Here is a 10451-nt window from a genome sequence, read left to right on the forward strand (position 1 = left end):
CCTCCCCCACCGCCTTCCCCGCAGCCGTACTTCATATCGCCTGACTTCAGCCGGGCGCGCTTACCTGCGCGCTCGCCGTCAGCCATGACCTTTGCGTGGAAGACCTACCAACATGCTTCGCAATACCTCACTGGTGCTCCTCATGAGCACCTGCAGCCTTGCCTGGGCGGACAACGCCGCCGTGGAACTCAGCGCCACCACCATCGACGGCGAGCGCGAAAACGCCAGCGGCGTGCAACTGGACGAGCCGATCCGCACCGGCTCGCGCCTGGGCCTTACCGCGCGGGAAACACCCGCCTCGGTCAGCGTTTCCGACCGCCGCCTGATCGAAGAGCGCGGCGCCAAAGACAGCCAGGACGTGATCAACGCCATGACCGGCGTCAACGCCTCGGCCAACCCCGGCTTTGGCGGCTTCGTCGCCTACCGCGGCTTCACCCAGAACCAGGTCACCCAGCTGTACAACGGCATCAACCTGGGCTACAGCAGCGCCACCCGGCCGGTGGATGCCTGGGTGCTCGACCGTGTCGAACTGATCGGTGGGCCGTCCTCGTTCCTGCATGGTGCAGGCGCCGTGGGCGGTTCGATCAACTACATCACCAAGCTGGCCAGCCGCGACGCGCAAATCATTGACGGGCGTATCCGCTATGGCAGTTTCGACGACAGCGAAGTGGCCTTCGGCATCAACCAGGCACTGGCCAGCAACCCCGCCGATGCCCGCCACTTCATGCGCCTGGATTTCAGTCGCGGGCACAGCAACGGCTATGTCGACCGCAACGAGCGCAACACCGACAGCCTGGCCTTCTCGCTGCTCAGCGACCTGGCGCCCAACCTGACCCACACCCTGGCGCTGGAATACCAGGAGGACCGTGAAGACAGCCCTTACTGGGGCTCACCTATCCTGCCCGGGCGCAGTACGATGAAAATCGACAAGAGCCGCCGCTTCGAAAACTACAACGTCGGCGATGGCCGTTATGAGCAACGGGTGCGCTGGCTGCGTTCGATCCTCGACTACCAGATCAGCGACAGCACCAACGTGCAGAACACCCTCTACCACTACAACGCCCAGCGCGATTACCGCAACCTCGAACGCTACGCCTACACCGGCAATGGCCAGGTACAGCGCAGCAGCCCCTACCTGCAGCGCCACGACCAGAACCTGCTGGGCGACCGCATCGAACTGCGCCATGACAACCAGCTGTTGGGCCTGGCCAGCCAATGGTCGCTGGGGCTGGAGTACTCGCGCATGCGCCAGACACTCTACCCCACCTCCAGCAGCTGGACCGACGTGGTGGATGCCGAGCACTTCGACCCTGGCAGCTTCGATGACATCCCCGGGGTGAATGCCGGCGTGACCAAGCAACGCCGCCACGAGGTGAGCAACCGCGCAGTGTTTGCCGAAAACCGCCTGCAACTCACCGAGCGCCTGGCCCTGCTGACGGCCCTGCGTTACGACTACCTGGACATGGAGGTGACCAACTACGGCGCGGTGACGCCGACCTCGCCGGCGTATTTCGAACGGCGCTGGGAACCGCTGTCCGGGCGCATCGGCCTGACCTATGCGCTGACACCTTCGGCCAGCGTCTACGCGCAGTACAGTTCCTCCGCCGACTTGCCGGCCGGGTCGCTGGCAGCGGCGACCTACTCCAACGTCGGCCTGTTCGACCTGTCCAAGGGCGAGCAATGGGAGGTGGGCAGCAAGTTCGACTTTCTCGACGGCCGCGGCGCGGCCACGCTGGCGCTGTACCAGATCGTGCGCAAGGACTTTGCCGTGCGCGATTCGAACGATGCCAACCTGACCGTACAGGCCGGGCAGCAGACCTCACGCGGTGTCGAGCTGTCCGGGCGTTTGCAGGTAACGCCAAAACTGCTGGCCGAGGCCAACTACGCCTACGTCGATGCCCATTACGATGAGTTCAACGAAGCGGTCAACGGCGTGTCGGTATCGCGCAAGGGCAATGCGCCGGTGAACGTACCGGCCAATGTTGCCAACCTGTGGCTGACCTACAGCCTGTCGCCGGCCTGGTCGGTGGGCGCGGACGGGCGCTACGTGGGCTCGGTGTATGCCGACAATGCCAACAGCCTCAAGGCCCCGGCCTACACCCTGTTTGGCGCGTTTGCCCGTTATCGGCTGGATGAACACACCACCTTGACCGGGCGGGTGCGCAACCTGACTGACGAGGTGTATGCCAAGCAGGCTTACAACAGCCAGTACTACATGGGGCCGCCGCGTACTTTCGAACTGGCGGTGGACATGCGGTTCTGACGGCTCTGCATAATAATCCCTGCCAGCGCTCCCACAATTCTCCACACAAACCACACACAATTCCGGGCCAGCTGAATGTTAATATTCGTTCTCATTCAGCCCGGCACGAAGCCGGCGCTCACCGCAAGGAAGTTTCTGTGTTCAGATGGTTTTCTCCAACAGTCGCAACTGTTGCGCTAATCGCTCTGGCGGGTTGCCAAAGCCGACCTGCCTCCGAGGCGGACAAGCAGGCGTTCAAGACATTCGTCAGCGACATGCAACAGGTACTGAAGCTGGGCATTGCCACCGCGGATACTGGCAAACAGGTCGGCGTGGTCATGCTGAATGTCAAACTCGACCAGCACTCCGCCCCCGTCAGTTGCAAAGCCAGCAAGGCGCCCATGAAATACGAAATGATGTTGCCCGCCGATCAGGTCCGCTCGGACTTCAAGGCGTTGGCCAGCATGGTCGAGGCGCAATGCTGGAAGACAATCTATCCCGTGGTGCCCAAGTCGATACGCGACGAGGACGGCACGGTGGAAGTACGTGCGCCGCTGTTCGTGGACCTGCCCGCTGCCGCCCAGGCGCCGGATACCCCACGGCGTCAGGCCAATGCACAACGTGAATTTTTCTGGCAGCACCTGTTCCGCGATCAGCCGGTAAACAGTATCGGCAGGGCCTCGCTGTACTATGAGGCGAATGCGCAAGGCAAGGTGCAAGGCTGCCTGGTGCAAATCTATCCCCACCCCAACCGGCCGGATGACTTTCGCCTCGATGGGAAGCTGCAGGCCGAACTCAACAGCCGCTGCATGGCGCTTGACCTGAGCAACCTGCCGGGCTTCAAGGCTGACATGCACGGCAAGGCCGAAGGCTACAGCGAACTGGAGTACGCCCCCTGGAAGGTCGGCCGCCTGTAAACCGTTACTGCGGTTGAATCAGGTATCCCGAGGTCGCCCTCGACAAAGCGCCTGGTAGCGCCCGGTTATCTACTGGCAAGCACAACAATGATGGCGCGGCCCGACCGCGCCACTCTCATCATGGCTGCCAATGGAACCGGAGCACCCGCATGCCCACACCTCATGAGGTGTCCCCCGCCACCCTGCGCCGGGTGATCGCCGCCTCGGCCATCGGCAACTTCGTCGAATGGTTCGACTTCGCCGTCTACGGCTTTCTCGCCACGCTGATCGCCAGCCAGTTCTTTGCCAGCGAAGACGCCAGCGTGGCCTTGCTCAAGACCTTTGCCGTGTTCGCCGTGGCCTTCGCCCTGCGCCCGTTGGGCGGCATCGTGTTCGGCGCCCTCGGCGACCGCCTGGGGCGCAAGCGCATCCTGTCGCTGACCATTTTGCTGATGGCCGGCTCCACCACCCTGATCGGCCTGTTGCCGACCTACGCCAGCATCGGCCTCGCCGCCCCGGCGCTGCTGACGTTGGCGCGCTGCCTGCAGGGCTTTTCTGCCGGCGGCGAATATGCCGGTGCCTGCGCCTACCTGATGGAGCACGCGCCCAATGACAAACGGGCCTTCTATGGCAGCTTCGTGCCGGTTTCGACCTTTTCCGCGTTTGCCTGTGCAGCGGTAATTGCCTACGGCCTGGAAGCCAGCCTGTCGACCGAGGCAATGAATGCCTGGGGCTGGCGCATACCGTTCCTGATTGCCGCACCGTTGGGGCTGGTCGGCCTGTACCTGCGCTGGCGCATGGAGGAAACCCCGGCGTTTCGCGAAGCCGTGGCCCAAGGCAAGGAGCACGAGCATTCGCCGCTCAAGGACACCCTGCGCCACCATGGCCGGGCGATTCGCAACCTGGGTGCGTTCATTTCGCTGACTGCGTTGTCGTTCTACATGTTCACCACCTACTTCGCCACCTACCTGCAACTGGTCGGCAACCTGACCCGTGCGCAGTCGCTGCTGGTAACCACCTTGGCCCTGCTGTTCGCCGCCGTCGGCTGCCCGCTGGCCGGGGCATTCTCGGACCGGGTCGGGCGACGCAAGACCATCGGCTTTACCTGCCTGTGGGTGATGCTGTGCGTGTTCCCGGCGTACTGGCTGGCCAGCTCGGGCTCGATGGCGGGCGCACTGCTGGGGGTTATCCTGCTGGCGGTGGGGGCGTTGTGCAGTGGTGTGGTGACGGCGGCGCTGCTGTCGGAGAGCTTCCCTACCCGCACCCGCTATACCGCTTCGGCGATCACCTACAACGTGGCGTATACGCTGTTCGGTGGTACCGCACCGTTGGTGGCGACCTGGCTGATCGGGCAGACCGGCAGCAGCCTGGCACCGGCGTTCTACCTGGTGGTGATTGCGCTGGTGGCGTTGGTGGGTGGGTTGGCGTTGCCGGAGACATCGCGGATTTCGCTGCATGATGAGGCGGGCGTTGAGAGCATCGGCCAGGGCGTTCATCGCTCGGTCTGAAAGCCTGGGGCTGCCTTGCAGCCCATCGCCGGCAACAGGGCCGGAACTGACCACCTGTGCGTGAAGTCAGTCCATGTATGCGCACGCCCCTGAGAACCTACATCGCCCTCGCCATCCTGGCCTTGATCGCCGCTGCGGCCCTGCTCGGCTCGCCATGGATGAACCAGCGTTTCCACATGCCCGCCGAAAAACCCCAGGCGCAACAACGCGAAACGGCCGGGTCCCCAAGGGAGCCGGCCGTTTCCACACACCAATAGCGCTTGGTGCTTAGTGCTGCTTGCTGGCAGAGCGGATCTGGTGCACCACACCCATCGCCACCACGATTGCCGCGGCGATACCGGTGGAGATTACCAGGATCTGGTAGTCAGGCATGAAGGCCATGGTCACCAGGGCCGCCACGATGAACGCGATCACCAGGTAGGTCAGCCATGGGAACAACCACATCTTCAGGCGCACTTCCTTGCCTTCGGCGATCAGCTTGCGGCGCATGCGCAGCTGCGAGAAGGCAATTACCAGGTACACCAGCAAGGCAATCATGCCAGTGGTGTTCATCAGGGTGTCCAGCACGTCTTTCGGGCGCAGGGTTTCGCTGAAGTTGATCAGCGCGCACACCACGGCCACGGCGCACGAGCCCATGATCGCGTACACCGGTACACCGGTGCCGGCACGGGTGATCTTGAAGAACGACGGCGCGTCGCCACGCTGGGCCAGGGAGAACAGCATGCGCGAAGCGGTGTAGTGGCCCGAGATCAGGCAGCTGCTCACCGAGGTCAGCACCACGAAGTTCATCAGCAGCTCGGCATATGGCACGCCCAGCAGCTCCAGGGTACGGCGGTAGGCGCCATACCCGGAAACGCCCAGGTGCGGGTCGTTCCACGGTACCAGGCAGACGATCAGGAAGATCGAGCCGACGTAGAACAGGCACACACGCCAGACCACCGAGTTGGTCGCCTTGACGATCTGCGCAGCGGGGTCTTTGGCTTCGGAAGCAGCGATGGTGACGATTTCGGCACCGAGGAAGGCGAACATCACCCCGAGCAAGGCACCCACCACAGTGGTGATGCCATTGGGCATGAAGCCCTCGGCGGTGAGGTGGCTGATGCCACGCACTTCACCGAACTGCCACACGTTCATGACCGCAGCGGTACACACGATCAGGAAACAGACGATCGCGATCACCTTGATCAAGGCGAACCAGAACTCGAACTCACCGTAGTGCTTGACGTTGAAGAAGTTGACGGTAATCAGCAACAGGGTCGTGGCCAGCACGAACACGTTGACGCTCACATCAGGGAAGAAACCGTGCAGGATCTTGCCCGCCACATAAGCTTCCCAGGCCATCAGGATGACCCAGTACCACCAGTACAGCCAGCCGATGGTGAAACCGGCCCAACGGCCAATGGCGCGGTCGGCGTAGGTGGAGAACGAGCCGGTGTCGGGCGAGGAAGTCGCCATTTCACCCAGCATGCGCATGATCAGCACCACCAGGATGCCGCCTGCCAGGTAGGCCAGGACAGCGGCTGGGCCGGCGCTGTGGATCACGCTGCCGGAACCGACGAACAAGGCGCCGCCAATAACCCCGGCGATCGACATCATCGTCAGGTGGCGCGACTTCAGCGAGGCACTGAGCTTGCTCTCGTGCCCGCTTTTCGCGGTGGTGGTTGTGGATGTTGCGTCCATCAGTTGTGTACCCCGTGCTTCTTTTTATCCAAGGAAAACCGTGAAACCCCGATGGCTGGCGGTTTCACCTGTACATCAGTGCTAATGCGGGCAGGATGGTGTGAGCAAACACACGCAGGCCCTCCATGGCGGCCTGCTGACGCGCCCGAAGGTTTGCCCTTCGAACGAACTGAACATGCTTTATGTGGCGATATCCGACACCTAATGTAAAAATGTCCGACGCAGAGAGCCATGCACAGTGGCATGAATCTCGCACTGCACTGTACAGGTCGCCCATGCAGTACACCCTGCAAACGCCAGGCGATACGCACCCTGAAGGCCCCGAATGTTCGAACTACATCCAGACTCCTCGACCCCGTTGGTGAACCAGATCATCGACGGGCTGCGCGAGGCGATCGACAACCAGACCCTCAAGCCTGGCGCCAAGGTCCCGTCGATCCGCGCCTTTGCCGCGAGCTATTCGGTGAGTACCTTCACCGTGGTCGAGGCCTACGACCGCCTGGTCGCCCAAGGCCTGCTGGTAAGCCGGGGCAATGCGGGGTTCTTCGTCAACCGGGCCGCGGGCGAGCTGCTGGAACAGCACAACGCCGAGGCCGACACTACCCGACCAACGTTCAACTCCGAATGGTACCTGCAGCAGATCTTCGAGATCCGCCAGTTGCCGTTCAAGCCGGGCTGCGGCTGGCTGCCCAACGACTGGATGTACGAAGAAGGCCTGCGCCGCGGCTTGCGCCAGGTGGCCGGCAGCCCGCTGGAACTGTCGGGCTACGGCGACCCCATGGGCCTGCTGGAGCTGCGTGCCCTGACCGCGCAGAACCTGCAGCAGGAACTGTCGATCGTCGCCAACCCGGCGCAACTGATGCTGACCCATGGCGCCAGCCAGGCTTTGGACCTGGCCGCCCGCACACTGGTGCGCCCGGGCGATGTGGTGCTGGTGGACGACCCGGGTTACCCCAACCTGATGAGCATCCTGCGCACCCAGGGTGCGACCCTGATCGGCGTGCCGCGCACCCCGGCCGGCTACGACCTGAACCAGCTGGAGCAACTGCTCACCCACCACCGCCCGACGGCCTTCTTCACCCAGCCGCACCTGCACAGCCCGACCTGCTCACGCACCCCACTGCCGCAACTGCACCGCCTGCTTCAATTGGCCACCCAGCACGGCTTCCGCCTGGTGGAGAACAACCTCTACGCCGACATGGTCGCCGAGCCGCAACCCTGCCTGGCCAGCCTCGACCACCTGCAGCAAGTGGTATACGTGGGCAGTTACTCGAAAAGCATTTCGCCCAATGTGCGGGTCGGCTACATGCTGGCCAACCCCGAGCTGATGCAAAAGTTGCTGCACCTGAAGATGCGCTCGGGCCTGACCACCTCGCAAGTGATGGAACGCGTGGTGTATGCCGCGATCATCGACGGCCGCTGGCGCAAGCACCTCAAGCGCCTGCGCCAACGGCTGGCCGAGGCGCACCAGGAGGTTGGCCGGCATCTGCATCGATTAGGCTTCGAACTGTTCATCGAGTCGGACGAAGGCATGTACATCTGGACCCGCCACCCGGCGATCCCGGACAGCGCGGCGTTGCTGGACGACGCGCTGGAGAAAGGCATCATGCTCGGGCCTGGGCAGTTGTTCATGGTGGATGCCAAGGCGACCGGGTGGATGCGGTTCAATGTGGCGTTCAGTACCGATCCGGCGATGTGGGAATTGCTGGAGAAAGTGCTCGTGAAGCATGTGCGGCGGGGCGGGGTGTAGGAATGGCAAGCGTGCTCACCCTGGCATCGAGTGCCCGCGAGTTCAGGCACTGCACCGCATCCTACCCCCGGCCCTTATGCCACTGAATCGACTGTTGAAAAGGCGGAAACGGAATCGGCCACTTCGCGCCTAACGCCGACCCCGTTATTTATTGGGGGCATTCAGGACCTTCAGAACGTCCTTGACGATCAGGGTCTTGTCTCTGCTTTTATCCTCAAGGATAGCTTTTAACAGAAGTGCATTGGTATCTGCGGAGTAGGCGATAATCTTGGCGGAGTGCGCGGTAGATTGTGCGGAGCTTGGGGAGCGCGCGATTTCCGTTGCTAACTCGCAGAGATATTCCAAGTTGCCTGCAATGAATGTCATGGCTTCCTTATGTGAAGTTTTGCCATTGCCATCAAGATCCAACTTCTTGAGGATATTTGCTACAACCGCAGCGTTCGGATCAGCTGGCGCGGCCTTCTGAGCTGCCTGAGGTGTAGCTTTACGGCTTTCATTGTCCATATCAAAAGCTCCTGGATAACTGGATTCGTTTGAACTGCACCACCAGATTCCCACTGTTCGTGTTAAAGCAACAACTGATAAAAATGCTAGTTTCCATCTAAAATCTGGAGTGCTTGCTCACCCGAAAATCGGCAGAGCAACTGACGTTGATAATTTCATTTGAGCACCGTCACATCTGAATGAATGTGATTTCTCAGCCCTTCCCTTGATGCATGATGGCAAACGGCTACGCTCTCCATGACCCCATGGAGCCCCGCGCATGCCCCACGCCCCTCGCTTTTTCGAACACTATCGTAAAGCCGACCGGATCATGCTCGGCCTGATCTGGCTGATGTTCATCTTTTCCCTGGCCCTGGCGCTCTGGCACGACACGTTCATCCAGGCCTTCGTTGTCGGCGGCGGCACCAGCGTGGCGCTGACTGCGTTGTACCAGGCCCTGGGTGGCAAGCGCCTGATGCGCTGCTGCCTGGCCTTTGGCCTGATGGTCATGGCGGCCTTGCACATCAACCAGGCCGAGGGCGTGATCGAATCGCACTTCGGCATCTTTGCCCTGCTCGCGGTACTGACCTTCTATCGCGACTGGTTGCCGATCCTGGTCGCTGCAGTGGCCATCGCCGTGCACCATGTGGTGTTTCATGTGCTGCAACATCAGGGCTACCCGGTGTATGTCATGGCTCACCATGGCGGCTGGGCAATGATCCTCGTGCATGCCTTCTACGTGGTGATGGAAACCGTCGCCCTGCTCTACCTGGCCGTGCACAGCCGCCGTGATGCCGACGAAAGCCAGGACATGCTGGACAAGATGCTCGCCACCACCTCGCAATTCACCGCCGAAACCACTGCCGATACAGCCGCGCATGTCTCGCTGGCTCAACGCTTCGACCGCTTCCTCACCCAGATCACCGACCTGGTCGATGGCGTGGTTCGCGATTCGCAAGGCCTGGGCGAGCTGGGCCAGGAACTGGCCAAGACCAGTACTACTTTGGAGAAAGGCGCCCAGCACCAGCTGAACGAAATCGCCCAGGTCACCGGCTGCATGCAGCAGATGGGCAATGCCATGGGCGACATCGCCATCCACGTCGAACACGCCGCCGAACATGCCGGCCAGGCCAGTGACCAGGTCAGCCGTGGCCAGGCCAGCGTCGAACGGGCGCGGCTGGAAATCGTCCAGTTGGCCTCAAGGCTGCAAGGTACCAACGAAACGGTCGAGGTGCTGGCCGGCCAGGCCGAGCAGATCGGCAGCGTACTGGAAGTGATCAGCAGCATTGCTGAACAGACCAACCTGCTGGCCCTGAACGCCGCCATCGAAGCCGCCCGTGCTGGCGAGCAAGGCCGCGGTTTTGCCGTGGTCGCCGATGAGGTGCGCAACCTGGCCAAGCGCACGGCCGTGTCGACCCAGGAAATCAGGACCATCATCCAGGCCTTGCAGCAAGGCAGCCTGCAGGCAGTCGAGGCCATGCACCACAGCCGAGAGGGGGTGGAGCGGTGCGTCGAGGACAGCCAGCTGGCGGTGACGATGTTGCAAGCAGTGAGCGGTGATATTGCGCACATCGACGAACTTAACGGGCGGATCGTGACGACTACTCGCGAACAGTCGGCGGTAAGCCAGGAGATTGTCGGGCGCTTGCAGTCGGTGCAGGGAATAGCCCAAGGGACGGCGCAGGATGTGCAGACATTGGCGTCCAGCAGCCGGCGATTGCCACCGATTGCTACCCGGCTGGATGCGTTGGGGCGCACGTTTCACCCTTGAGACCGCGCTGGCTCCTTCGCGGGCATGCCCGCTCCCACAGAACTGCACATAACTCATTGAATTAGCAGGGCCCCTGTAGGAGCGGCTTTAGCCGCGAACACCGGCGCAGCCGGTGCCATGC

General features: G+C 62.3%; 8 protein-coding genes. 6 read left to right on the top strand and 2 right to left on the bottom strand.

Features of this window, described 5'->3' with window-relative positions; translation table 11 throughout:
- Positions 1-112: 112 nt before the first annotated feature.
- The 4 genes from IAE39_RS27820 to IAE39_RS29845 all read left to right on the top strand — a co-directional run bounded on the left by IAE39_RS27820 (position 113) and on the right by IAE39_RS29845 (position 4903).
- Entirely contained in the window at positions 113-2263 is a 2151-nt protein-coding gene (locus tag IAE39_RS27820; protein WP_201207684.1) for a TonB-dependent receptor, read from the top strand.
- Between the two features lie 254 nt (positions 2264-2517).
- On the top strand, positions 2518-3159 hold the full coding sequence (locus IAE39_RS27825) for a hypothetical protein (protein ID WP_236548857.1): 642 nt from the start codon (positions 2518-2520) through the stop codon (positions 3157-3159).
- A gap of 149 nt (positions 3160-3308) precedes the next feature.
- Positions 3309-4646, top strand: a complete 1338-nt coding sequence (locus IAE39_RS27830; protein WP_201207686.1) for an MFS transporter — start codon at positions 3309-3311, stop codon at positions 4644-4646.
- A gap of 77 nt (positions 4647-4723) precedes the next feature.
- Entirely contained in the window at positions 4724-4903 is a 180-nt protein-coding gene (locus IAE39_RS29845) for a hypothetical protein (RefSeq protein WP_236548858.1), read from the top strand.
- A 10-nt stretch (positions 4904-4913) separates the two neighbouring features.
- Here the strand turns inward: IAE39_RS29845 and IAE39_RS27835 are convergent, their stop codons facing one another.
- A complete protein-coding gene (locus IAE39_RS27835) occupies positions 4914-6326 on the bottom strand; it encodes an amino acid permease (protein ID WP_201207687.1) in 1413 nt (470 codons plus the stop codon).
- 325 nt (positions 6327-6651) lie between these two features.
- On the opposite strand from IAE39_RS27835, the gene IAE39_RS27840 reads away from it, so the two are divergent.
- Entirely contained in the window at positions 6652-8076 is a 1425-nt protein-coding gene (locus tag IAE39_RS27840; protein WP_201207688.1) for an aminotransferase-like domain-containing protein, read from the top strand.
- A 144-nt stretch (positions 8077-8220) separates the two neighbouring features.
- On the opposite strand, the gene IAE39_RS27845 is transcribed toward IAE39_RS27840, so the two are convergent.
- Positions 8221-8580 carry a hypothetical protein gene (locus tag IAE39_RS27845; RefSeq protein WP_201207689.1) on the bottom strand — a complete coding sequence of 120 codons (360 nt, stop codon included), beginning with the start codon at positions 8578-8580 and terminating at the stop codon, positions 8221-8223.
- A 259-nt stretch (positions 8581-8839) separates the two neighbouring features.
- On the opposite strand from IAE39_RS27845, the gene IAE39_RS30015 reads away from it, so the two are divergent.
- Positions 8840-10330 (top strand): methyl-accepting chemotaxis protein, encoded by a 1491-nt coding sequence (locus IAE39_RS30015; RefSeq protein ID WP_201207690.1) that lies wholly within the window; start codon positions 8840-8842, stop codon positions 10328-10330.
- The last annotated feature ends 121 nt before the right edge of the window (positions 10331-10451 follow it).

The sequence above is a fragment of the Pseudomonas sp. S37 genome, from assembly GCF_016658545.1.
Taxonomy (GTDB): Bacteria; Pseudomonadota; Gammaproteobacteria; order Pseudomonadales; family Pseudomonadaceae; genus Aquipseudomonas.

What these genes read in the sequence shown, in the direction of transcription:
- IAE39_RS27820 (WP_201207684.1), top strand. Translation starts at nt 113, where the DNA reads ATGCTTCGCAATACCTCACTGGTGCTCCTCATGAGCACCTGCAGCCTT.
- IAE39_RS27825 (WP_236548857.1), top strand. Translation starts at nt 2,518, where the DNA reads ATGCAACAGGTACTGAAGCTGGGCATTGCCACCGCGGATACTGGCAAA.
- IAE39_RS27830 (WP_201207686.1), top strand. Translation starts at nt 3,309, where the DNA reads ATGCCCACACCTCATGAGGTGTCCCCCGCCACCCTGCGCCGGGTGATC.
- IAE39_RS29845 (WP_236548858.1), top strand. Translation starts at nt 4,724, where the DNA reads ATGCGCACGCCCCTGAGAACCTACATCGCCCTCGCCATCCTGGCCTTG.
- IAE39_RS27835 (WP_201207687.1), bottom strand. Translation starts at nt 6,326, where the DNA reads ATGGACGCAACATCCACAACCACCACCGCGAAAAGCGGGCACGAGAGC.
- IAE39_RS27840 (WP_201207688.1), top strand. Translation starts at nt 6,652, where the DNA reads ATGTTCGAACTACATCCAGACTCCTCGACCCCGTTGGTGAACCAGATC.
- IAE39_RS27845 (WP_201207689.1), bottom strand. Translation starts at nt 8,580, where the DNA reads ATGGACAATGAAAGCCGTAAAGCTACACCTCAGGCAGCTCAGAAGGCC.
- IAE39_RS30015 (WP_201207690.1), top strand. Translation starts at nt 8,840, where the DNA reads ATGCCCCACGCCCCTCGCTTTTTCGAACACTATCGTAAAGCCGACCGG.